Annotated in this window: 18 protein-coding genes; 10 read left to right on the top strand and 8 right to left on the bottom strand. The window is 72.1% G+C overall.

Annotated features, from left to right (window positions below; all coding sequences use genetic code 11):
- The first annotated feature begins 133 nt into the window (after positions 1–133).
- On the top strand, positions 134–1,174 hold the full coding sequence (locus ACF1AL_RS11440) for a LacI family DNA-binding transcriptional regulator (protein WP_391825838.1): 1,041 nt from the start codon (positions 134–136) through the stop codon (positions 1,172–1,174).
- Positions 1,171–2,079 (top strand): carbohydrate kinase, encoded by a 909-nt coding sequence (locus ACF1AL_RS11435; protein ID WP_391820637.1) that lies wholly within the window; start codon positions 1,171–1,173, stop codon positions 2,077–2,079. The genes ACF1AL_RS11440 and ACF1AL_RS11435 overlap by 4 nt, the downstream gene beginning before the upstream one ends.
- Before the next feature lie 156 nt (positions 2,080–2,235).
- Here the strand turns inward: ACF1AL_RS11435 and ACF1AL_RS11430 are convergent, their stop codons facing one another.
- Complete coding sequence (locus ACF1AL_RS11430) at positions 2,236–3,099, bottom strand: helix-turn-helix domain-containing protein (RefSeq protein WP_391778736.1); 864 nt, start codon at positions 3,097–3,099, stop codon at positions 2,236–2,238.
- 101 nt (positions 3,100–3,200) lie between these two features.
- Between ACF1AL_RS11430 and ACF1AL_RS11425 the strand changes: the two genes are divergently transcribed.
- Complete coding sequence (locus ACF1AL_RS11425; RefSeq protein ID WP_391697330.1) at positions 3,201–3,758, top strand: YceI family protein; 558 nt, start codon at positions 3,201–3,203, stop codon at positions 3,756–3,758.
- A 90-nt stretch (positions 3,759–3,848) separates the two neighbouring features.
- Here the strand turns inward: ACF1AL_RS11425 and uvrA are convergent, their stop codons facing one another.
- Positions 3,849–6,863 (bottom strand): excinuclease ABC subunit UvrA, encoded by a 3,015-nt coding sequence (gene uvrA / locus ACF1AL_RS11420; RefSeq protein ID WP_366835793.1) that lies wholly within the window; start codon positions 6,861–6,863, stop codon positions 3,849–3,851.
- A gap of 221 nt (positions 6,864–7,084) precedes the next feature.
- Between uvrA and ACF1AL_RS11415 the strand changes: the two genes are divergently transcribed.
- The 5 genes from ACF1AL_RS11415 (at position 7,085) to ACF1AL_RS11395 (ending at position 11,453) form a co-directional block, all read left to right on the top strand.
- A complete protein-coding gene (locus ACF1AL_RS11415) occupies positions 7,085–7,786 on the top strand; it encodes a maleylpyruvate isomerase family mycothiol-dependent enzyme (protein ID WP_391778738.1) in 702 nt (233 codons plus the stop codon).
- A 114-nt stretch (positions 7,787–7,900) separates the two neighbouring features.
- Entirely contained in the window at positions 7,901–8,557 is a 657-nt protein-coding gene (locus ACF1AL_RS11410; RefSeq protein ID WP_366835795.1) for an MBL fold metallo-hydrolase, read from the top strand.
- 346 nt (positions 8,558–8,903) lie between these two features.
- Complete coding sequence (locus ACF1AL_RS11405; protein ID WP_391825837.1) at positions 8,904–9,791, top strand: ABC transporter substrate-binding protein; 888 nt, start codon at positions 8,904–8,906, stop codon at positions 9,789–9,791.
- A 10-nt stretch (positions 9,792–9,801) separates the two neighbouring features.
- On the top strand, positions 9,802–10,704 hold the full coding sequence (locus ACF1AL_RS11400; protein ID WP_366835797.1) for an amino acid ABC transporter permease: 903 nt from the start codon (positions 9,802–9,804) through the stop codon (positions 10,702–10,704).
- Between the two features lie 20 nt (positions 10,705–10,724).
- Positions 10,725–11,453 carry an amino acid ABC transporter ATP-binding protein gene (locus tag ACF1AL_RS11395; protein WP_391660621.1) on the top strand — a complete coding sequence of 243 codons (729 nt, stop codon included), beginning with the start codon at positions 10,725–10,727 and terminating at the stop codon, positions 11,451–11,453.
- A 107-nt stretch (positions 11,454–11,560) separates the two neighbouring features.
- Here the strand turns inward: ACF1AL_RS11395 and aroQ are convergent, their stop codons facing one another.
- Positions 11,561–12,034: a type II 3-dehydroquinate dehydratase gene (aroQ, locus tag ACF1AL_RS11390; RefSeq protein ID WP_391825836.1), complete on the bottom strand. Its 474-nt coding sequence runs from the start codon at positions 12,032–12,034 to the stop codon at positions 11,561–11,563.
- A gap of 101 nt (positions 12,035–12,135) precedes the next feature.
- On the opposite strand from aroQ, the gene ACF1AL_RS11385 reads away from it, so the two are divergent.
- Positions 12,136–13,182: a S66 peptidase family protein gene (locus ACF1AL_RS11385; protein ID WP_391825835.1), complete on the top strand. Its 1,047-nt coding sequence runs from the start codon at positions 12,136–12,138 to the stop codon at positions 13,180–13,182.
- Between the two features lie 91 nt (positions 13,183–13,273).
- Positions 13,274–14,545, top strand: coding sequence for an MFS transporter (locus ACF1AL_RS11380; RefSeq protein WP_391825895.1), 1,272 nt, complete (start codon positions 13,274–13,276; stop codon positions 14,543–14,545).
- 78 nt (positions 14,546–14,623) lie between these two features.
- Here the strand turns inward: ACF1AL_RS11380 and ACF1AL_RS11375 are convergent, their stop codons facing one another.
- From ACF1AL_RS11375 to uvrB, 5 genes are all read right to left on the bottom strand, one after another.
- On the bottom strand, positions 14,624–15,724 hold the full coding sequence (locus ACF1AL_RS11375; protein WP_384206980.1) for a calcium:proton antiporter: 1,101 nt from the start codon (positions 15,722–15,724) through the stop codon (positions 14,624–14,626).
- Positions 15,725–15,992: 268 nt separating this feature from the next.
- A complete protein-coding gene (locus ACF1AL_RS11370; RefSeq protein ID WP_386420695.1) occupies positions 15,993–16,982 on the bottom strand; it encodes a TerC family protein in 990 nt (329 codons plus the stop codon).
- Positions 16,983–17,217: 235 nt separating this feature from the next.
- Complete coding sequence (locus tag ACF1AL_RS11365) at positions 17,218–19,308, bottom strand: TerD family protein (RefSeq protein WP_391825834.1); 2,091 nt, start codon at positions 19,306–19,308, stop codon at positions 17,218–17,220.
- 144 nt (positions 19,309–19,452) lie between these two features.
- Positions 19,453–20,031 carry a TerD family protein gene (locus ACF1AL_RS11360; RefSeq protein ID WP_366835801.1) on the bottom strand — a complete coding sequence of 193 codons (579 nt, stop codon included), beginning with the start codon at positions 20,029–20,031 and terminating at the stop codon, positions 19,453–19,455.
- Positions 20,032–20,197: 166 nt separating this feature from the next.
- A complete protein-coding gene (gene uvrB, locus ACF1AL_RS11355) occupies positions 20,198–22,354 on the bottom strand; it encodes an excinuclease ABC subunit UvrB (protein WP_366835802.1) in 2,157 nt (718 codons plus the stop codon).
- Between the last annotated feature and the right edge of the window lie 31 nt (positions 22,355–22,385).

Raw genomic sequence — 22,385 nt, 5'->3', positions numbered from 1 at the left:
GTCCGCTCCCGGGGACGTAAACGCTTGCGCAAGCGTTTACGTCCGGCCCGGAATGGGATAGCTTCCGGCCGGGGCCGCCCGGCCAGTACCGGACGCGGACCCGTTCCACCCGTCCGGAAGGGGGACCGCCCGCATGCCCACCATGGCCGACGTCGCGCGCTCGGCCGGTGTGTCCGTCGCGACCGTCTCGCACGTCCTGAACGGCACCCGGCCGGTGCTCCCGCACACCCGCCAGGCCGTCCTCGACGCCGTCGACGAGCTGGGCTACACCCCGAACACCCTGGCCCGCTCCCTGGTGACCTCACGCACCCGGTCCATCGGGCTGGCGGTCTCCGCGATCAGCAACCCCTACTTCACCGAGATTCTCCAGGGCGTCGAGGCGGCCGCCCGGGAGGAGGGCTACGGCCTGCTGATCGCCGATCCGCACGACGACCCCGTCCACGAGCAGCGGGTGGTGCGGCTGCTGCACGAGCGCCGGGTCGACGGCGTGATCGTCGCCCCGTCCGCCCACCCGGAGGACCTGGTCGCCTACCTCACCCGCCACGCCGTCCCCACCGTCCTGCTGGACCGTGCGGTCGACACCACGGCGGGCACCACCCCCCGCTTCGACCAGGTGTGCGCCGAGAACGCGGACCCGACCGCCCGGCTCGTCACCCACCTCGCCGAGCTCGGCCACCGCCGCATCGGACTGGTCGCCGGGCTGCCCGGACTCAGCACCACCGGCGAGCGGATCAACGGTTACCGGTACGGTCTCGCGGCCGCCGGCCTGCCGTACGACGAACGGCTCGTCGTGCACGGCGACTCCGACGCCGGCGGCGCCGAGCGGGCCACCGCGCGCCTGCTGTCGCTCGCCGCGCCGCCCACCGCGCTGGTCAGCGCCAACAACGCGATGACCATCGGCGCGCTGCGCACCCTGCGCTCCCGCGGCCTGACCGTGCCCGGCGACATCGCGCTGTGCTGCTTCGACGACTTCGCCTGGGCGGACCTGTTCTCGCCCCGGCTCACCGCCGTCGCCCAGCCCAGCAGGGAGCTGGGCGCCACCGCCGTCCGCGTGCTGCTGGAGCGGCTGGCCGAGCCCGAGCGGCCCGCGCGGACCCTGCGGCTGCCCTGTTCGTTCGTCCACCGCACCTCCTGCGGCTGCCCCGAAGAGCCCGAGAAAGGAACCGTCGCATGATCGTCGTCGCCGGTGAGGCCCTGATCGACCTGGTACCGCAGGGCACGGGAGCCCTCGCCGCCCTCCGGCCGGCGCTGGGCGGCGGCCCGTACAACACGGCGGTCGCGCTCGGGCGCCTCGGCTCCCCCACCGCGTTCTGCTCCCGGGTGTCGCGGGACGCGTTCGGCGAGGCGCTGCTCGACGGGCTGCGCGCGGCCGGGGTGGACGTCTCGGCCGTCCAGCGCGGGCCCGAGCCGACCACGCTCGCCGTCGCCACGATCGACCCGGGCGGCTCGGCCGCCTACTCCTTCTACGTGGACGGCACGGCCGACCGGCTCTTCTCCGCGCCGGCCGTACTGCCCGCCGGGACGACGGCGGTGTCCTTCGGCACGTGCTCGCTGGTGCTGGAGCCCGGGGCGAGCGCCTACGAGGAGCTGATGCGCACTGCGGCCGCGCAGGGCGTGTTCACCGCCCTGGACCCGAACATCCGGCCCGGGCTGATCGCCGACGCGGACGCCTACCGGGCGCGCTTCAAGAGCTGGCTGCCGTCGGTGACGCTGCTGAAGCTGTCCGAGGAGGACGCGCTGTGGCTCGGCGGCACCCCGCAGGAGTGGCTGGCCGCAGGTCCCTCGGCCGTGGTGATCACCCAAGGCGGTGACGGTCTGACCGCGTTCACCGCGGACGGCGCGGTGCACTCCGTGCCCGGCGAGCCGGTGGATGTCGTGGACACGATCGGCGCGGGCGACACGGTGAACGCGGCCCTGCTGCACGGCCTGGCCACCCGCGGCGCCCTCTCCCCCACCGCGCTGACGGCCCTGGGCCCCGCCGGCTGGCAGGACCTGCTGCGCTTCGCGGCCCGCGCGGCGGCACTCACCTGCTCCCGCGCCGGCGCGGAACCGCCGTACGCCCGGGAACTGGAGGCCTGACCGCGGCATCCCGCCGGGCGCGGGGCGCGGGGCCCCTGCCGGGGCGGCCGGGGGGCGAGGCGGCACGCGCGCGTGGCGTGCGGGGCTCAGCCGAAGCCGGCCACCACGCGCGCGTGGCGTGCGGGGCTCAGCCGATGCTGGCCACCCCCCGGAGGCTCAGCCTGTGTCGGCCACCGCGCGCAGGGCGCCTGGGCGGCGGCCGGTCAGGCGGTCCAGGGCCGTCGCTGTGGCCTCGTCGGCGGGCAGGTGGACCACCAGCCGCTGACCGTCCTCCGGCAGCGCCAGCGTCTCGTACAGCAGCCTCAGCGGCCCCGCCTCCGGGTGGGTGACGCGGCGCGAGCCGACCCGGCGCGGGGTCGCCCCCAGGTCGGCGAAGCGGTCGGCGAACTCCGCGCCCGCGGTGACCGTCAGCTCCTCGGCGAGCTCGGCGACGTACGGGTCGCGCAGCGGGACCTCGTGCCGCAGCTGGGCGACCAGTTCGTCGGCCTCGCGCTCCCAGTCGGGGTAGGCCTCGCGGGCCCGCGGGTCGGTGAACAGATGGCGCACCAGGTTCGGCGCGTCGCCGTCGAGGACGCCGAGCGGCCCGAAGAGCTGCGCGTAGCCGTGGGTGTGGGCGATCACGTCGCCGACCCAGTTGACCACCACGGCGGGCGTCGGCTCCAGGCGGTCCAGTACGGCCCGCACGGTGGGCCGCGCGGTGCGGCTGAGCGGCGGTGCCGCGGCGCACACCAGCGGGTCCCCGTCGGGTGCCTCCTTGGTCAGGCGGCGCAGCAGCAGCCGGTCGTGCAGGGTCAGCTGCAGCGCGTCGGCGAGCGCGCCCAGCACCTGCGCGGACGGGTTGCGGTCCCGGCCCTGCTCCAGCCGGGTCAGGTACTCGACGCTGATGCCGGCGAGGGTCGCGAGCTCGGCGCGCCGCAGTCCCGGTGTGCGCCGGCGAAGGCCCGCCGGCAGCCCGGCCTGCTCGGGGCCGACCGCTTCGCGCCGCCCCCGCAGGAACCTGCCCAGCTCGTTGTCGCTCACGTTCGCGAACGTACCAACGCCGGGCCCCGAAAGGGTGGCCCTGCCACTACCAGGCTTCGGCCGGTCTCCCTCCCCGGCCGCGCGCCGCGCAGGGTGGGGGCATGACGAACGAGACCGCCACCACCGCCACCGCTCTGCCGCTCGCCCCCGGAAACTGGGCGCTCGACCCGCTGCACTCCGCCGTGAACTTCACCATCCGCCACCTTGGCATCGCGAAGGTGCGGGGCCGCTTCAACGGGGTGCGGGCCGAGCTGTACGTCGGCGAGCGCGTCGAGGACGTCCGGGTGTCCGCGACCATCGACCTCGCGACGATCGACACCGGCAACCCGGACCGGGACGCACATGTGCGCGCGTCCGACCTGCTGGACGTCGCACAGCGCCCGACCATGGATTTCCGCTCCACCCGGATCGCCGGCGAGGGCGAGGACTGGACGATGGAGGGCGAGCTGACCATCGGGGAGGTGACCCGCCCGGTGACGCTGGCCGTGGAGTTCGGCGGCCTGGTGGACGTGCCGGTCGACGGCAGCCGGCATGCCGGGTTCGAGGCCACCGGGGAGATCCGGCGCGGCGACTTCGGGCTGGACTTCGCCCCCGGGCTGCTCGGCGAGGTCGTGAAGATCCAGCTGGACATGCAGTTCGTGGAGCCGAAGGGCGCCTGAGCACCCGTCGAGCCGTGTCGCCCGCCAGGGCGGCGACGCGAAGAGCCGTGCCCTGATGAGGGCACGGCTCTTCGTGGGTACGGCGCGGGGTCAGGCCTTGCGCGCCCGCGTCGTCTTCTTCGCGGCCGTCGTCTTGCCCGTGGCCTTCTTCGCGGCGGCGCCGTCGACCGCCCTGGTGGCCGTCTTGCGGGTGCCGGACGCGGCCGCCACGGCCTTCGCCGGGGACTTGCGGCGCGCCGCGGGCACGGTGGCGTCGCTGATCCGGTCGGCGCCGAGGATCTCCCGCAGGAACTTGCCGGTATGGCTGGCCGGGACCGCGGCGACCTCCTCGGGCGTGCCCTCGGCGACCACCAGACCGCCGCCGGCACCGCCCTCGGGGCCCATGTCGACGATCCAGTCGGCGGTCTTGATCACATCGAGGTTGTGCTCGATGACGATGACCGTGTTGCCCTTCTCCACCAGGCCGGAGAGCACCTTCAGCAGCTTGCTGATGTCCTCGAAGTGCAGACCGGTGGTCGGCTCGTCCAGGACGTAGACCGTGCGGCCGGTGGAGCGCTTCTGCAGCTCGCTGGCGAGCTTGACGCGCTGCGCCTCACCGCCGGACAGGGTGGTCGCGGACTGGCCGAGGCGGACGTAGCCGAGGCCGACGTCGTTGAGCGTCTTGAGGTGACGGTTGATCGCCGGGACCGCCTCGAAGAAGTGCATGGCCTCCTCGATCGGCATGTTCAGGACCTCGGCGATGGACTTGCCCTTGTAGTGGACCTCCAGGGTCTCCCGGTTGTACCGGGCGCCGTGGCAGACCTCGCACGGGACATAGACGTCCGGGAGGAAGTTCATCTCGATCTTGATCGTGCCGTCGCCGGCGCAGTTCTCGCAGCGGCCGCCCTTGACGTTGAAGGAGAACCGTCCGGGCAGGTAGCCGCGGACCTTCGCCTCGGTGGTCTCGGCGAACAGCCTGCGGATGTGGTCGAAGACGCCGGTGTACGTCGCCGGGTTCGAGCGCGGGGTGCGGCCGATCGGCGACTGGTCGACGTGCACGACCTTGTCGACGAGGTCGTCGCCCTCCACGCGCGTGTGCCGCCCGGGGACGTTCCGCGCGCCGTTCAGCTCGCGCGCCAGGTGCGTGTACAGGATGTCGTTGACCAGCGTCGACTTGCCGGAGCCGGAGACCCCGGTGACCGCCGTGAACAGCCCCAGCGGGAAGGACACGTCGATGTCCTGGAGGTTGTTCTCGCGGGCACCGTGCACGGTGAGCTGCCGGGACGGGTCGCGGGGGCGGCGCACGTCGGGCAGCGGGATCGCCTTGCGGCCGGACAGGTACTGACCGGTCTGCGACTCCTCGTTGGCGAGCAGCTCCTTCAGGGAGCCGCTGTGCACCACCTTGCCGCCGTGCTCGCCGGCGCCGGGGCCGATGTCGACGATCCAGTCGGCGACCTTGATGGTGTCCTCGTCGTGCTCGACGACGATGAGCGTGTTGCCCATGTCGCGCAGCCGGACCAGGGTCTCGATGAGGCGGTGGTTGTCGCGCTGGTGCAGGCCGATGGACGGCTCGTCGAGGACGTACAGGACGCCGACGAGGCCGGAGCCGATCTGCGTGGCCAGGCGGATGCGCTGGGCCTCGCCGCCGGAGAGGGTGCCGGCCGCGCGGTTGAGCGAGAGGTAGTCCAGGCCGACGTCGACCAGGAACCGCAGCCGCTCGTTGACCTCCTTCAGCACCCGCTCGGCGATCTTCTTGTCGCGGGCGGTCAGCTTGAGCCGGCCGAGGAAGTCCGCGCAGTCGCTGATCGACATCGCGGAGACCTCGGCGATCGACTTGTCCATGATCGTGACCGCGAGGACGACCGGCTTGAGGCGCGTGCCCTCACAGGAGGGACAGGGCACCTCGCGCATGTAGCCCTCGAAGCGCTCACGGCTGGCGTCGGACTCCGCCTCGCTGTGCCGCCGCTTGACGAAGGGCACCGCACCCTCGAAGGGCGTGGTGTAGACCCGCTCGCGCCCGTAGCGGTTGCGGTAGCGGACCTCGATCTGCGTCTTGTGGCCGTGCAGCAGGGCCTTCTTGGCGCGCTGTGGCAGGCCCGCGAAGGGGATGTCGGTGCGGAAGCCGAGGGCGTCGGCGAGCGCGCCGATCAGGCGGTCGAAGTAGTCCTTGGTGTGGCCGTGCGACCACGGGTGGATGGCGCCCTCGTCCAGGCTCTTGTCCGGGTCCGGGACGATCAGCTCCGGGTCCACCTCCATGCGCGTGCCGATGCCCGTGCACTCGGGGCAGGCGCCGAAGGGCGAGTTGAAGGAGAAGGAGCGCGGCTCCAGCTCCTCGAAGGACAGGTCGTCGTACGGGCAGTACAGGTGCTCGGAGTACATCCGCTCGCGCTCGGGGTCGTCCTCGGGGAGGTCGACGAAGTCGAGCACGACCATGCCGCCGGACAGGCCGAGGGCGGTCTCGACGGAGTCGGTGAGGCGGCGCTTGGCGCTGTCCTTCACGGTGAGGCGGTCGACGACCACCTCGATGGTGTGCTTCTCCTGCTTCTTCAGCGTGGGCGGGCTGGAGAGCTGGACGGTCTCGCCGTCCACGCGGGCGCGGGAGTAGCCCTTGGCCTGGAGGTCGGCGAAGAGGTCGACGAACTCGCCCTTGCGCTCGCGCACCAGCGGGGAGAGCACCTGGAAGCGGCTGCCCTCCGGCAGTTCCAGGACCCTGTCGACGATGGCCTGCGGCGACTGGCGCGAGATGGGGCGGCCGCACTCGGGACAGTGCGGCTTGCCGATGCGCGCGAAGAGCAGCCGCAGGTAGTCGTAGACCTCGGTGATGGTGCCGACCGTGGAGCGCGGGTTGCGCGAGGTCGACTTCTGGTCGATCGAGACGGCCGGCGACAGGCCCTCGATGAAGTCGACGTCCGGCTTGTCCATCTGGCCGAGGAACTGGCGGGCGTACGAGGAGAGCGATTCCACGTAGCGCCGCTGGCCCTCGGCGAAGATCGTGTCGAAGGCCAGGGAGGACTTGCCCGACCCGGACAGGCCCGTGAAGACGATGAGCGAGTCCCTGGGCAGGTCGAGCGAGACGTTCTTCAGGTTGTGCTCGCGCGCGCCACGGACGATGAGACGGTCGGCCACGCCGGTCCGCACCTTTCTTGAGAGAAGTGACAGGGGCGGGGCCCCCGTCTTTCTCAGACTAGGGGGAGCCACTGACAACGCCGGTCGGATTCATGAGTTGCAACAAACCCCGGCTATCCAGCATGCCCGACGCCACGTCCGACCATATAGCACGCGCATTCGATTTACGGCACTCCTTCACCACCTTCACCCGAAGGTGTGGCGCGGCTAATGTCAGCAGCATGATTGATCACGCGCATGACCTGGCCTGTGTACGTGACGCCACCGACCGGCTGCTCACCGCAGTCGCCGAACTGGACAACGCGTCGGTGGCCGAGCCGTCACGGCTGCCCGGCTGGAGCCGCGGACATGTCCTGGCTCACATCGCCCGCAACGCCGACGCCCTCGTGAACGTCCTCGAGGGGCGTCCCATGTACGTCTCCGGCGACGCCCGGGACGCCGACATCGAGCGGGACGCCCCGCGCCCGCTGGACGCCCAGCTCGCCGACGTGCGCGAGAGCGCGGAGCGGTTCCAGGCGGCCGGGGCCGCGCCGCAGGACTGGTCGCGGACCGTCGAGCTGCGCAACGGCGTGACCGACGTAGCGGCCCGGGTGCCGTTCCGGCGCTGGGCCGAGGTCGACCTGCACCACGTGGACCTCGGCATCGGCTACGAGCTCGAGGACCTGCCGGCCGACTTCACCGAGCGGGAGATCGACTTCCTGGCCGCCCGGTTCAGCGGGCACCCGCAGGTACCGGCGACCCGGATCACGGACGGCACGCGCGTGTGGCGCACCGGCCAAGACGGCGGGAGCACCGCGGGCGAGGACGCCGCGATCACCGTCTCGGGACGGCCGGCCGATCTGCTGGGCTGGCTGGCCGGGCGCCGTCCCGGGGACGCGCTCAGCGTCGAGGGGGGCCCGCTGCCGACCCTGCCGCCGCTCTAGACACGGACCGGCCCGGTGGCGCCGGTGTGCACTCCCTCCGGGGCTCGCTGGGCGCCACCCGCGCGTGGGCGGCTCCGGATTACCGCCGGCCGTCCCGGCGCTAGGCTGACGCTCATGACGTACAGCGGACAGGTGACGGTCGGCGGCCCGGCGGACGTGCACGAGCTGAAGGACCTGATGATCACCAAGATCGCGGTCGGCCCCATGGACAACAACGCCTATCTGCTGCGCTGCCGGGCCACCGACGAGCAGTTGCTGATCGACGCGGCCAGCGACGCGCACACGCTGCTCGGCATGATCGGGGACGACGGCATCGCGTCCGTCGTCACCACCCACCAGCACGGCGACCACTGGCAGGCGCTCGCCGAGGTCGTGGCCGCCACCGGCGCCCGCACCTACGCCGGGCGGGAGGACGCGGACGGCATCCCCGTCCCGACGGATGTCCTGGTGGACGACGGCGACACCCTCCGGGTGGGGCAGGTGGAGCTGACCGCGCGGCACCTCGTCGGGCACACGCCGGGCTCGATCGCCCTCGTCTACGACGACCCGCACGGCCATCCGCACGTCTTCACCGGCGACTGCCTCTTCCCCGGCGGCGTGGGCAACACCCGCAAGGACCCGAAGGCGTTCGCCCGTCTGATCCACGACGTCGAGACGAAGATCTTCGACGTGCTGCCCGACGAGACCTGGGTCTACCCGGGCCACGGCAACGACACGACGCTGGGCGCGGAGCGGCCGCATCTGCCGGAGTGGCACGCACGGGGCTGGTGACGGCACGGCGTGCGCCGCTTCCCGGCGCGCGCCCCGTGTGAATCCCGCGCACGCACCGGTCGTTCGCGCGCGCTCCCGGCGTACCCCCGTACGCGGTCCACTGGGGTGGCCCCGTGCGGGAGGACCGCTCCCGCGCGGTACGGGCCGCCGGTCGTCCTTTCCCGCCCTCGAACCGGCGGCCCGGGCCCGCCCGTCGCCCGTGCGGGTCCGTCCGCCGCGCCCGAGCGGCACGGCGAAATGGGCGCCCCGGCCAGGGTGTTCACGAAAATGCAACACCCGTTCCCACCATGCGGACAGATGGTGGTGTGACCTCGACAAACGCGGTTTTCGCTGCCACTCTCCCGCCATGCCTTCCGCCCTCCACGCCCTGCGCGGCGTCGTCGCCGCCGCGTCCGTCGCCTTCCTCGCCACCACCGTCGGCTGCGCGCCGCAGCCGGAGGGGGACACCGCGGCCAAGCCCACCGGGTCGGCCGCCGCGGCCTCCTGCGCCCCGGGCAAGCTGGCCACGAAGACCTCGGGCAAGCTGACCGTCGCCACCGACGAGCCCGCCTACGCACCGTGGTTCAAGGACGGCAAGCCCGCCGACGGCCAGGGCTTCGAGTCGGCGGTCGCCTACGCCGTGGCGCAGCGCCTCGGGTACGGCAAGGACGCCGTGGTGTGGCAGAGCGTTCCCTTCAACAAGGCGTTCGCGCCCGGTGAGAAGACCTTCGACTTCGACATCAACCAGGTCTCCATCAGCGCCGAACGCAAGAAGGCCGTGGACTTCTCCAGCGGCTACTACGACGTGCGCCAGGCGGTCGTCGCGCTCAAGGGCGGCAAGGCCGCGAAGGCGGCGAGCATCGCCGACCTGAAGGGCCTGAAGCTGGGCGCCCAGGTCGGCACGACCAGCCTCGAGTACATCGACGACGTGGTGCACCCGGCCCAGGAGCCCGCCGCGTTCGCCAAGAACGACCAGGCCAAGTCCGCGCTGAAGAACGGTCAGGTGGACGCCATCGTGGTGGACCTGCCCACCGCCTTCTACATCACCTCCGCCGAGGTGACGGACGCGAAAATCGTCGGCCAGTTCGAGAACCAGGGCGCGGCGCCGGAGCAGTTCGGGCTCGTGCTCGACAAGGGCAGCGCGCTCACCGGGTGCGTGACCACCGCCGTGGACTCCCTGCGCAAGGACGGCACGCTCGCGAAGCTGGAGAAGCAGTGGCTCTCCGACGCCGTCGACGCGCCCGTGCTGAAGTGACGGAGCGGCGATGACCGTCATGAAGGAGGAGTCGGGAGAGGACTCCGGCAAGGACGACCCGCGCGAGGCCTACACCCCCTCGGAGCGCCGGCTGGAGCGGGAGCGGTTCAAGCGCGCCCGCGCCCGGCGCGCCACCGCCGTCGCGGCGCTCTCCACGCTCGTCACGGGCGTCGTGCTGTATCTGGTCGTCGTCAGCGCGCCGGGCTGGCCGCGCACCAAGGAGACGTTCTTCAGCGGGCGGTACGCGCGTGAGGCGCTGCCGAAGGTCCTCGACGGTCTGTGGCTGAACGTGCGGCTGCTGTTCGTGTGCGGCGTGGCGGTGCTGGTTCTCGGCATGCTGATCGCCATCGCCCGCACGCTGCGCGGGCCGGTGTTCTTCCCGCTGCGGGTGCTGGCGGCGGCGTACACGGACTTCTTCCGCGGGCTGCCGCTCATCATCAACCTCATGATCGTGGTCCTGGGCGTGCCCGCGCTGCGGCTGCAGGGTGTCACCGTCGACCCGGTCCTGCTCGGCGGTACGGCACTGACGCTGACGTACTCCGCCTACGTGGCCGAGGTGTTCCGCGCCGGCATCGAGTCCGTGCACCCCTCGCAGCGCGCCGCCGCCCGCTCCCTGGGCCTGACCAACCGTCAGGCGCTGCGCCACGTGGTGCTGCCGCAGGCGGTGCGCCGTCAGGTGCCGCCGCTGCTGAACGACCTGGTGTCCCTGCAGAAGGACACCGGCCTGGTGTCGATCGGCGGTGCCGTGGACGCCGTGCGGGCCGCGGACATCATCGTGGGCCGCAGCCTGAACTACACGCCGTACATCGTCGCGGGGCTGGTCTTCGTGGCGCTGACCATCCCGATGACCCGCCTGACGGACTGGGTGACGGCCCGGATGGACCGGCAGCGGGCGCAAGGAGGTTCCCTGTGAGCGAGGCGCCCGTGCTGCGCATGGAGGCCGTCCGCAAGACCTTCGGCGGCTCGGTGGTCCTGCGGGACGTCGACCTGGAGGTCGCGCCGCACACGGTCACCGCCCTGATCGGCGCCTCCGGCTCCGGCAAGTCGACGCTGCTGCGCTGCGCCAACCTGCTGGAGGAGATCGACGACGGCGCGATCTGGCTGGACGGCGAGGAGATCACCGACCCGCGGGTGGACCAGGACGCGGTGCGCCGCCGGATCGGCGTGGTCTTCCAGGCGTACAACCTCTTTCCGCACATGACCGTGCTGGAGAACATCACGCTGGCGCCGCGCCGCGTGCACGGGGTCTCCCGCGCGGACGCCGAGGCACACGCGCGTGAGCTGCTGGAGCGGCTCGGGCTCGGCGACAAGGCCGGTGCCTACCCGGACCGGCTCAGCGGCGGCCAGCAGCAGCGCGTCGCCATCGTGCGCGCCCTGGCCGTACGGCCCCGGCTGCTGCTGCTCGACGAGATCACCGCCGCGCTCGACCCGGAGCTGGTGGGTGAGGTGCTCGACGTGGTGCGCGGCCTGAAGGACGAGGGCATGACGATGGTCCTCGCCACTCACGAGATGGGGTTCGCGCGGGACGTCGCCGACCAGGTGTGCTTCCTGGACGGCGGGGTCGTCCTGGAGCGCGGCACCGCCGAGCAGGTCTTCGGCGACCCGCGGCAGGAGCGCACGCGGCGCTTCCTGCGGCGGATCGTGGAGGCGGGACGGCTGTGAGCCGTCCGGGGCGCTCCACCGGGGCGGGCGCGCCCGGCTGGTAAGGGGCGCACCGCCATGGCGGGCGGCCCTTACGCGTAAGGGGCTCCGACCATGGCGGGCGGGTCTTACGCGTCGGCTTGGGCGGCGCCCGCCAGCGCGGCGACCCGCTCGACGCCGAAGACGTACCCCTGCACCCCGCAGCCGGCGATGACGCCGTCGGCGCGCAGCGAGACGTAGGAATAGTGCCGGAAGGACTCGCGCCGGTGGATGTTGGAGATGTGCACCTCGATCACCGGCAGCCCGTCGCAGGTGTTGAGGGCGTCCAGGATCGCGACGGACGTGTGGGAGTAGGCGGCGGGGTTGATGACGATCCCGCAGTGGTTCTGCCGCGCCTCGTGGATCCAGTCGACCAGCTCGCCCTCGTGGTTGGACTGGCGGAAGTCGATCGTGCCCCCGTGCGCGGCCGCCGCCTTGGCGCACAGCGCCTCGATGTCGGCGAGCGTGTCGGAGCCGTAGATCTCCGGCTGGCGCTGCCCGAGCAGGTTCAGGTTGGGGCCGTTCAGGATCATGATCGGGGCGTTGGCCAGGGTGCGGGGCACGGTTCCTCCGGTCCGGTCGGGTCGCGGCCCGTCGTGGACCGCTGCTCGGTCCTCGGTTTATCACGGTGCCTCGCGCGGCAGGCAGGCCCTACCCTCCGGCCATGACGACGATCGCGTACCCGCCGAAGCCGAGCCCCGGTGACCGCATAGCCGTCCTGTCCCCGTCGGCGGGCCTGCCGGCCCTCTTCCCGCGCCCGTTCGAACTCGGCCTGCGGCGCCTGCGCGAGGACTTCGGCCTGGAACCGGTGGAGTACCCGACGACCCGCACGCTCGGCGCGACACCGCGGGAGCGGGCGGACGATCTGCACGCGGCGTTCGCCGACCCGGAGGTCAAGGCGGTCATCGCGTCGATCGGCGGCGAGGACGCGATCACCGTGCTGCCGCTGCTGGACCGCGAGCTCGTCCGGGCCCACCCCAAGCCGTTCTTCGGGATGAGCGACAACACCAATCTGCTCGCGTTCCTGTACTCCACCGGGATCGTCGCCTTCCACGGGGCGTCCGTCATGGCCGAGCTCGGCCGGCCCGGCGCGCTGCACCCGCAGACCGCCGACTCCTTCAGGGCTGCGCTGTTCACCTCCGGCCCCTACGAACTGCGGCCCGCCGAGCGGTGGCGCGACGTCGACCGGGACTGGGCCGATCCGGCGAGCTTCGACGGGGAGCCGGAGACCCGGCCGGGCACGGGCTGGACCTGGGTGAACCCCGGCCGCGTGGTGGAGGGCCGCGCCTGGGGCGGCTGTCTGGAGATCCTCGGCTGGCTGCTGATGGCCGACCGGGAGATCTCCCACGATCTGTCCGTGTACGACGGCGGGGTGCTGTTGCTGGAGACGTCCGAGGAGATGCCGAGCGCCCGGGAGGTGTTCCGGACGCTGCGTGCCATGGGCGAGCGTGGCCTGCTCCAACGGTTCTCCGCGCTGCTGATGGGCCGCCCCAAGACATGGTCGCTGGAGCGTCCCACGACACCCGAGGAGGGCGCCCGGTACGCCGCCGAGCAGCGGGAGGCGGTCCTGCGGGCCCTGCGGGTCTACGCTCCTCACCTCCCGGTCGTCTTCGATGTCGACTTCGGCCACACCGACCCGCAGCTCGTCCTGCCGTACGGCGGCGTGATCCGCGTCGACGGGCCGGCCCGGCGCATCACCGTCACCTACTGAGAGACCCGTGCCCCCGCGCGCCCCGTGACCGCGGGTGAGCTGGGGCGGTTGACGCGGCATGCACGACGTACGCGGCGTCAAGACGCCGCCCATGCCGCGGATCGCGGCCGCCTCGCTCGCCGGAACGGCCATCGAGTTCTACGACTTCTTCGTCTACGGCACCGCGGCCGCGCTGGTCCTCGGACGGCTCTTCTTTCCGGCGTTCTCGCCGCTCGCGGGCACGCTGGCCGCGTTCGCCACGTTCGGCGTGGGCTTCGTCGCCCGCCCGCTGGGCTCGGTGCTCTTCGGGCACCTCGGGGACCGGCGCGGACGGCGGCCGGTGCTGGTCGGCTCGCTGCTGTTGACGGGGGCGGCGACGGTCGCGGTGGGGTGTGTGCCCGCCTATGGCACGATCGGCGCCGCCGCTCCCCTGCTGCTGGTCGTCCTGCGGTTCCTGCAGGGGCTGGGGCTGGGCGGCGAGTGGGGCGGAGCGGTGCTGATCACCGCCGAGCACGCGCCGGCCGGGCAGCGCGCGCTGTGGTCGAGCTTTCCGCAGATCGGGCCCGCGGTCGGGTTCGTACTCGCCAACGCGACGGTGCTGGCCCCCGCGGCGCTGCTCAGCGATGCCGAGTTCGCCGCGTGGGGGTGGCGGGTGCCGTTCTGGGCGGCGGGGGTGCTCGCGCTGGCCGGGCTGTGGCTGCGTTCGTCGCTCACCGAGAGTCCGCGCTTCCTGGAGCTCGACGACCACGCGCGCGTGCCGCTCGCCGAGGTCGTGCGCCACCACGGGCGGCTGGTCCTGCTGACGGCCGGTGCGCTCGCCGCCGGGTATGCGATCTTCTACGCGGTGACGACCTGGTCGCTGGCCTACGCGACGCAGCGGCTCGGCGTCAGCCGCTCCGTGATGCTGGGCTGCATCATGGCGGCCGTGGTGCTCAAGGGGGCTCTGACGCCGGTGGCGGCGCTGCTCGGTGACCGTTTCGGGCGGCGGCCGCTGTGCCTGACGGGCTGTACGGCGGCCGCGCTGTGGATGTTCCCCATGGTCGCGCTGCTCGCCACGGGTGAGCCGCTGCCGATGTTCCTCGGCATCGCCGGCGCCCTGATCGCGTTCGTCACGATGTTCGCCGTCATCGCCGCCTACCTGCCCGAACTGTACGAGCCGCGGGTGCGCTGCACGGGCGCGGCCGTCGGCTACAACCTCGGCGGGGTGCTCGGCGGCGCGCTCACCCCGATCGCGGCGACGGCGCTCGCCGAGCACGGCGGGCGCATCCCGTGGGGCGTGGGTGCCTACCTGACCGGCATCTCCCTGCTGAGCCTCGGCTGCTTCGCGCTGCTGCCGGAGACCCGTCCGGCGCCGGTGCCGGTCGTACAGCCGGCCGTGGAGTGACCACCGGACCCCGCGAGACACCGCCGCCCGGACGGACACCATCTGCCGGGCAGGCACCGCCTCCTTAGGAGACCCCGCCTAGGGATTGATCGCCAGTTCCAGGTAGGCCGCGAACAGCACCAGGTGCACGCCGCCCTGCAGGGGTGTGGCCCGGCCCGGCACGACGGTCAGCGAACCGACCACCACGGTCAGGGCGAGCAGCACCATGTGCAGCGGGCCGAGGCCGAGGACGAGCGGCCCGGACAGCCACACGGACGCGAGGGCCACCGCGGGGATGGTCAGGCCGATGCTGGCCATGGCGGAGCCGAGGGCCAGGTTCAGGCTGGTCTGCACCCGGTCCCGTCGGGCGGAGCGCAGCGCGGCGATGGTCTCGGGCAGCAGCACCAGCAGCGCGATGATCACACCGACGACGGCCTGGTGCAGCCCCGCGGCCTCCACGCCCTTCTCGATGGTCGGCGACACACCCTTGGCCAGGCCGACCACTCCGATCAGGGCGAGGCCCAGCAGGCCGAGGCTGATCAGCGCGGTGCGGGCGGACGGGGCGTCGGCGTGGTCGTCCTGCGTGATCACCCGGCCCTCACGGGTGAGGGGCAGGAAGTAGTCCCGGTGTCTGACGGTCTGGGTCGCGACGAACAGGCCGTACAGGATCAGCGAGGACAGCGCGGCGAAGGTGAGCTGCGCCGTGGAGAACTCCGGTCCCGGCTTGCTGGTGGTGAACGTCGGCAGCACCAGGCTGAGCGTGGCCAGGGTCGCCACCGTGGCGAGGGCGGCACCGGTGCCCTCCGGGTTGAAGATGGCGGTGCCGTGGCGCAGTGAGCCCACGAGCAGGCTCAGTCCCACGACGCCGTTACAGGTGATCATCACGGCGGCGAACACCGTGTCCCGGGCGAGCGTGGAGGTCTTGTCGCCTCCGTCGGCCATCAAGGTGACGATCAGCGCCACTTCGATGATCGTGACGGCGACGGCGAGGACGAGGGATCCGAAGGGCTCGCCGACCCGGTGGGCCACCACCTCCGCGTGGTGCACGGCGGCCAGAACGGACCCGGCGAGCACCAGCGTCACCACCGCGACGACCGCGCCGGGCAGGTCGCGCCCCCAGGTGAAGATCAGCAGCACGACCGCGAGCACCGGCACGAGGAGCGTCCACTGGGTGGTGAGCGACCTGAGCCGAGCGATCATGGGCCGATCGTCGCAGAGAGCGACGGGCTCCGCATTCCGGTGGCCGGGCGTGGGAGGGGGTCCGGTGTCCTCGGGGATCCGGGCCTCGGGGGCCGGGTTCTTGCTGTGCGGGATAGGGCGTCTCCTCTCGGTCGTGGTCGGTGAGGGTCGGAGGGCCGCCGGCCGGGACCGGGGGCGCGGTGCGCCCGCTCCCGGTGTCCTGCGGGTCGCGCCCGGGATCTCCGCGTGAGGTCCCGGGCGCGACGTCCGTACGTAGTCGCGGTGGCCGTCAGGCCTGGACGTCGGCCTTGCGGTCCGCCTCGTCCCGCTGCTCCGGCGTTTCCAGGGCGGCCTGCTTGCGGGTGGCCCGCAGGCTGGTGAGCGTCGTGACGACCAGGACGGCGCAGATGACGCCGAGCGAGACCGGGATGCTGATCTCCGGGACGTGGACGCCGGACTCGTGCAGGGCGTGCAGCACGAGCTTCACGCCGATGAAGCCGAGGATGATCGACAGGCCGTAGCTGAGGTGGACCAGCTTCTTCAGCAGGCCGCCGATGAGGAAGTACAGCTGCCTGAGACCCATCAGCGCGAAGGCGTTGGCGGTGAAGACGATGTACGGGTCCTGCGTGAGGCCGAAGATCGCGGGGATGGAGTCCAGGGCGAACAGCACATCGGTGGTGCCGATCGCGAGCATGACCACGAGCATCGGGGTCATGACCCGCTTGCCGTTCTGCTGGATCCACAGCTTGGTGCCGTGGTAGCGGTCCGCGACGCCGAACCTGCGCTCGGCGGCCTTGAGGAGCTTGTTCTCCTCGAACTCCTCGTCCTCCTCGTCGGCGCGCGCCTCCTGGATGAGCTTCCAGGCGGTCCAGATCAGGAAGGCGCCGAAGAGGTAGAAGACCCAGGAGAAGCTGGCGAGGATCGCGGCGCCCGCGGCGATGAAGACGGCCCGCAGGACCAGGGCTATGAGCACGCCCACGAGGAGCACGCGCTGCTGGTACTGCGAGGGCACCGCGAACTTCGCCATGATCAGGACGAAGACGAAGAGGTTGTCGACGCTCAGCGACTTCTCGGTGATGAATCCGGCGAAGAACTCGCCGGCGGGCTGGCCGCCGCCGAAGACGAGCAAGCCGAGCCCGAAGAGCGCGGCGAGGGCGATCCAGACGACCGTCCAGATGCCGGCTTCCTTGATCGACACGTCGTGCGGCTTGCGGCCGATGAAGAAGTCGACCGCGATCAGGGCGGCCAACCCCAGGATGGTCAGGACCCACAGGGTCATGGAAACGTCCACTGCACCTCCGGCAGTCGTAACGGAACGTAGTCAGCGTCATCGCTACCGGAGGTCTCTTCCACCCGCGGACGGGCCGGCGCCCCGGGATCTCGGTGATCCGTATTGACGGGTACGCCGCAGCGACAGGGAGTACTCCCCTCCGTGCCACTCCAGACTACCCAATCACCAAGGAAAGGTAAAGCAGTCGGTAAAGAAAGATCCAAGTTACCTGGTCAGGGGCACTTTACGCGTACTTGGAACGCTCGGTCGCGACCTGGGTGAGGACCTGCCGGAGCACCTGACTGCCGGGCGGAACCAGTGCGGGCAGATAGGTCCAGGCGTGCCCGACCCACGGGTCGGCCAGGTGGTCGTCGGGCACCGGGGTCAGCCGGAGCAGGGCGCGCCACAGCGGGTCGAGCAACGGACCGTAACCGGCGGCGTCCTCACGGTCGGCGACCATCATCAGGTGGACGCCGACGGACGGTCCCTCGTCCGCGAGATAGCGCAGCTGGGTCACGGCACGGTCGTCGAAGCCGTGGGGGAAGTCGTTGACCAGGAGCAGCTGCTGGGCGGTGTCGAAGCCGGGCGGGAGCGAGTCGGCGGCGCCCCCGCGCACCGCCATCTGCACCAGGTCCACGCGCTGGGTCAGCCGGCCCAGCACGTCCGCCACCCCCGCGGCGCCCACGCCGGGCGGCCCGGCGAGCACGCCGGTGTCCGTGAGCGGCGCGAGGGCCTGCGCGGCGGAGCCGGCCGGGTCGATCACATGGACGGAGAACTCCCCCACCGGGTGCACGGCGAGCAGCCGCGCCGCGTGCGCGACCGCCGCCTCCATCGCCAGCCGCCGCCGCTCATGGGCGTCGGTGAACAGGCCGGCCTCCGCGGCCACGCGCCCGCTGTCGATCCACAGGCCGCGCTCCAGCGGCAGCCGCACCAGCATGGGAACGCGCAGCCGCTCGCTCTCGGGCAGCGCGAGATCGCCCAGCCGCAGCGCCATCGGCATCTCCATCGGCACCCGGTAGCCGTGCCAGACCGGGCTGTCCCAGCGGGCGTACGCGGGCGGAAGGGCGGGTTCCACGACGTCCGCCTCGGCGACCAGCTGCGACACGTCCCGATCGAAGGCCTGGCGCGCCTGCTCGACGAGCGCCTCGTAGCGGGCGCGTGCCTCCGCGCGGGCCGCGTCGCCCTGGCCGCCGATCCGGCTGCGCGGGTCGGACAGGACCGCGTCGAGCTCCTTCTCCTGCCGCGAGTCGGCGAAGTCGACCGCGCTGCGGTAGGCGGCGGCCGTGCGGGCGAAGTCCTCGAACATGCCCCACACCTGGTTGTACAGCCGCTCGTCCAGGGTCCAGCCGGTCGCGTCCCCGGCGACCGGCTGAGCCGGCTGCCCCGGCGGCGGCGCGGGAGCGCTCGGCGCGGGGGGCGGCGGGGCAGTGTGCCGGCGACCCGGGTGGGTGTAGTCGACGGGGCCGCCGGAGGCCGGCGGGGACGAGGGGGTCGGATGGGGCGGCTGGGTCGGCGGAGTCGGCCGGGCCGATGCGGGGGACGGTTCGCCCACGGAGGCAGGTTCGCCTACGGATGCCGGTTCGCCCACGGGGGCCGCGGCGCCCGAGGTGTGCGGGGGGAAGGGCGCGGTGGCCGGCTCCGGCGGTACGGCTCCCGTCCCGGCCGCCGACGGGGCGGCTGCCGTCCGGTGTGACGCGGCGCCGTCCGTCCGGCGGGGTGCGGTGTCGTCCGTCCGGTGTGACGCGGTGTCGTCCGTCCGGCGGGGTGCCTGGACGGAGCGGGTGAGTCCCCGGGCCACCGCCTCGTCGATGCCGTCGGCCAACTGTCGGGCGTCGGTCATCCCCTGGTCGGCGAAGAGCTCCGCCAGACCGCCGGCGTACCCCTGGCCGACCGCGCGCATCTTCCACGCGCCCTGCCGGCGGTACAGCTCCAGGGCGATCACGGCCGACTCTGCGTCCAGCCCGGTGAGGGTGAACGTGGCGATCTCCGTCCCGTCGAGGCCGGTGACCGCCACGAACGGCGCGGCGACCGCACCGAAGCGGACGGGTCCGCCGGTGCCCGTGGGCAGGGCGAGCAGCACGTTGACCCGGTGCACGGCGTCCGGCATGGCATCCAGGTCGACCGCGAGGCGGTGCGCGCCGGCCGCCTGCCGGGGCACCTCCAGGCCGGGCAGCGCGGGCGCGCCGGGGTGGGCCACCGACGCCGGCCCGTGTGCCCGGCCGGCGTCGTCCACGAGCGTGGCGGCGGCCACGACCGGGGTTGCGGCCGAGACCCGGATCTCCAGGCGTGCCTGGTCCAGCGGGTGGTTCTGCCCCCGCACCAGCTCGGCCGTCATCGCTCAAGTCCCCCTCGGTGTCACCGTGTCGTGTGCCGTGCCGCCCGCCCGGGTCGCCGCGGCCGCCCGCGCCGCCGGGCAGCCCGGGCTGCCCACGCTGCCCGGGCTGTCGCCACTGTCCGCCGCTGTCGCTGCCGGGCGCGGCTAGAGCAGCGGCCAGATGGCCGGCATCAGGTCCTGGAAGGTACGGCCGTTGGCCGGGGCCCCCAGGGCGGTCATCGTCCAGCCGCTGCCCGCGCGGTGCACCTTGGCCATGATCTGGGCCGTGTAGGCGCCGCCGCCCGCGAGCGTGTACCGGGCGAGCTCCTGGCCGTTGGTCTCGTCGACGAGGCGGCAGAACGCGTTCTGCACCTCCTGGAAGGTCTGGCCGGTGAAGGAGTTCACCGTGAAGACGATCTGGTCGATGTGGACGGGGACGCGCTGCAGGTCGACGAGGATGGCCTCGTCGTCGCCGCCCTGGCCGACGCCGCCGACGAGGTTGTCGCCGGTGTGGCGCACGGAGCCGTCGTCGCTCACCAGGTGGCGGAAGAAGACGACGTCGACCGGCTGTTTGTCCGCGAAGAGGACGGCGGAGGCGTCGAGGTCGATCTCGCGGGTGCGGGAGCCGAACAGGCCGCGGCGGGGGGCCGCCTGCCAGCCGAGGCCCATGCGCACCGCGCTCAGGCTGCCACCGTCGTTCTTCTGCAGACTGATGGCCTGACCCTTGGTCAAGTTGACGGTCACGCGCTGATTCCCCTCTCGAGCAGTCCCCTGTTGCCGCACGGTTCGCGGTTGATCAGAACCCTACGCAGCGGCGCTGACACTGCCGAACCCCGGCGCATGCTTTGTGTCGGTCTTGCAACACACTGCGTGCACACCGGGGTCCGGTCGAGGAGCGCGGCTACGGCCGTCAGGCCAGGCCCGCCTCCTTCATCTGGCGGAGCTCCTTCTTCATCTCGGCGACCTCGTCGCGCAGCCGGGCCGCGATCTCGAACTGCAGGTCCGCGGCGGCGGCCCGCATCCGCTCGGTGAGCTCCTCGATCTGCCCGGCGAGTTCGGCGGCCGGCCGGTCGGTGGGCACGGTCTCCTTCGCCTTGCCCTTGGCGGCCTTCGTGCCCTTGGCGTTCTTGGCACCCTTGACCGCGTGCTCGGCGAGGGAGGGCACCGGCGCCTTGGTGCCGCGGCCGTCCTTCTTCGCCCGGTAGCCGGTGCCGAGCAACTGCTCGGTGTCGACGTCCTCGCGGGCGATCTGCGCGACGATGTCGTTGATCTTCTTGCGCAGCGGCTGCGGGTCGATGCCCTTGGCCTTGTTGTAGGCGACCTGCTTCTCCCGGCGGCGGTTGGTCTCGTCGATGGCCTTCTCCATCGCCGGGGTGATCTTGTCGGCGTACATGTGGACCTGGCCGGAGACATTGCGCGCGGCGCGGCCGATGGTCTGGATCAGCGAGGTGCCCGAGCGCAGGAAGCCCTCCTTGTCGGCGTCCAGGATCGCCACCAGGGAGACCTCGGGCAGGTCCAGGCCCTCACGCAGCAGGTTGATGCCGACCAGGACGTCGAACTCGCCGGCCCGCAGCTCGCGCAGCAGCTCCACGCGGCGCAGGGTGTCGACGTCGCTGTGCAGGTAGCGCACCTGGATGCCGAGCTCCAGGAAGTAGTCCGTGAGGTCCTCGGCCATCTTCTTGGTGAGCGTGGTGACCAGGACGCGCTCGTCCTTCTCGATCCGGGTGCGGATCTCGTGCACCAGGTCGTCGATCTGCCCCTCGGTGGGCTTGACGACGACCTCCGGGTCGACGAGGCCGGTGGGGCGGATGATCTGCTCGACGACGCCCTGGGAGCGGGACAGCTCGTAGGTGCCCGGGGTGGCCGACAGGTAGACGGTCTGCCCGATGCGCTCCTGGAACTCCTCCCACTTCAGCGGCCGGTTGTCCAGGGCGGAGGGCAGCCGGAAGCCGTGCTCGACGAGGGTGCGCTTGCGGGAGGCGTCGCCCTCGTACATGGCGCCGATCTGCGGCACCGTGACGTGCGACTCGTCGATGACGAGGAGGAAGTCCTCCGGGAAGTAGTCGAGCAGCGTGTTCGGCGGGGTGCCGGGCAGGCGGCCGTCGAAGTGCATCGAGTAGTTCTCGACGCCGGAGCAGGTGCCGATCTGGCGGAGCATCTCCAGGTCGTAGGTGGTGCGCATGCGCAGCCGCTGCTCCTCCAGCAGCTTGCCCTGCTTGCGCAGCTCGGCCAGGCGCTCGTCGAGCTCGGTCTCGATGCCCTTGATGGCGCGCTCCATGCGCTCGGGGCCGGCGACGTAGTGGGAGGCGGGGAAGACGTACAGCTGCTGCTCGTCGCTGATGATCTCGCCGGTGATCGGGTGCAGCGTGGTGAGCGCCTCGATCTCGTCGCCGAACATCTCGATACGGACGGCCAGCTCCTCGTAGACCGGGAAGATCTCGATGGTGTCGCCGCGGACCCGGAAGGTGCCGCGGGTGAAGGCCATGTCGTTGCGCGTGTACTGGATGTCGACGAAGCGGCGCAGCAGATCGTCGCGGTCGATCTCGTCGCCGACCCTCAGCGGGACCATCCGGTCCACGTACTCCTGCGGCGTGCCCAGGCCGTAGATGCAGGAGACCGAGGCGACCACGACGACGTCGCGCCGGGTGAGCAGCGAGTTGGTGGCCGAGTGGCGCAGCCGCTCGACCTCCTCGTTGATCGAGGAGTCCTTCTCGATGTAGGTGTCCGACTGCGGGACGTACGCCTCGGGCTGGTAGTAGTCGTAGTACGAGACGAAGTACTCGACGGCGTTGTTGGGCAGCAGCTCGCGGAACTCGTTGGCCAGCTGGGCGGCCAGCGTCTTGTTCGGCGCCATCACCAGGGTGGGGCGCTGGAGCTTCTCGATCATCCACGCGGTGGTGGCGGACTTGCCGGTGCCGGTCGCGCCGAGCAGGACGACGTCCTTCTCGCCGGCCTGGATGCGCTGCGCCAGGTCGGCGATCGCCGTCGGCTGGTCGCCGCTGGGCTGGTAGGGGCTGACGACCTCGAAGGGCGCCACCGTGCGTTCGATCTGGGAAACGGGCCGCATGACATCAACCGTACGACCCCCCACTGACAAC

This window comes from Streptomyces sp. NPDC014801 (assembly GCF_043082085.1).
Classification (GTDB): Bacteria; Actinomycetota; Actinomycetes; order Streptomycetales; family Streptomycetaceae; genus Streptomyces.
The sequence above is the reverse complement of the archived record's forward strand: the minus strand, read 5'-3'. Positions and strand labels throughout refer to the sequence as shown.

Coding starts and splice junctions, on each gene's coding strand:
- ACF1AL_RS11440 (WP_391825838.1), top strand. CDS start 134: ATGCCCACCATGGCCGACGTCGCGCGCTCGGCCGGTGTGTCCGTCGCG.
- ACF1AL_RS11435 (WP_391820637.1), top strand. CDS start 1,171: ATGATCGTCGTCGCCGGTGAGGCCCTGATCGACCTGGTACCGCAGGGC.
- ACF1AL_RS11425 (WP_391697330.1), top strand. CDS start 3,201: ATGACGAACGAGACCGCCACCACCGCCACCGCTCTGCCGCTCGCCCCC.
- ACF1AL_RS11415 (WP_391778738.1), top strand. CDS start 7,085: ATGATTGATCACGCGCATGACCTGGCCTGTGTACGTGACGCCACCGAC.
- ACF1AL_RS11410 (WP_366835795.1), top strand. CDS start 7,901: ATGACGTACAGCGGACAGGTGACGGTCGGCGGCCCGGCGGACGTGCAC.
- ACF1AL_RS11405 (WP_391825837.1), top strand. CDS start 8,904: ATGCCTTCCGCCCTCCACGCCCTGCGCGGCGTCGTCGCCGCCGCGTCC.
- ACF1AL_RS11400 (WP_366835797.1), top strand. CDS start 9,802: ATGACCGTCATGAAGGAGGAGTCGGGAGAGGACTCCGGCAAGGACGAC.
- ACF1AL_RS11395 (WP_391660621.1), top strand. CDS start 10,725: ATGGAGGCCGTCCGCAAGACCTTCGGCGGCTCGGTGGTCCTGCGGGAC.
- ACF1AL_RS11385 (WP_391825835.1), top strand. CDS start 12,136: ATGACGACGATCGCGTACCCGCCGAAGCCGAGCCCCGGTGACCGCATA.
- ACF1AL_RS11380 (WP_391825895.1), top strand. CDS start 13,274: ATGCCGCGGATCGCGGCCGCCTCGCTCGCCGGAACGGCCATCGAGTTC.
- ACF1AL_RS11375 (WP_384206980.1), bottom strand. CDS start 15,724: ATGATCGCTCGGCTCAGGTCGCTCACCACCCAGTGGACGCTCCTCGTG.
- ACF1AL_RS11370 (WP_386420695.1), bottom strand. CDS start 16,982: ATGACCCTGTGGGTCCTGACCATCCTGGGGTTGGCCGCCCTGATCGCG.
- ACF1AL_RS11365 (WP_391825834.1), bottom strand. CDS start 19,308: ATGACGGCCGAGCTGGTGCGGGGGCAGAACCACCCGCTGGACCAGGCA.
- uvrB (WP_366835802.1), bottom strand. CDS start 22,354: ATGCGGCCCGTTTCCCAGATCGAACGCACGGTGGCGCCCTTCGAGGTC.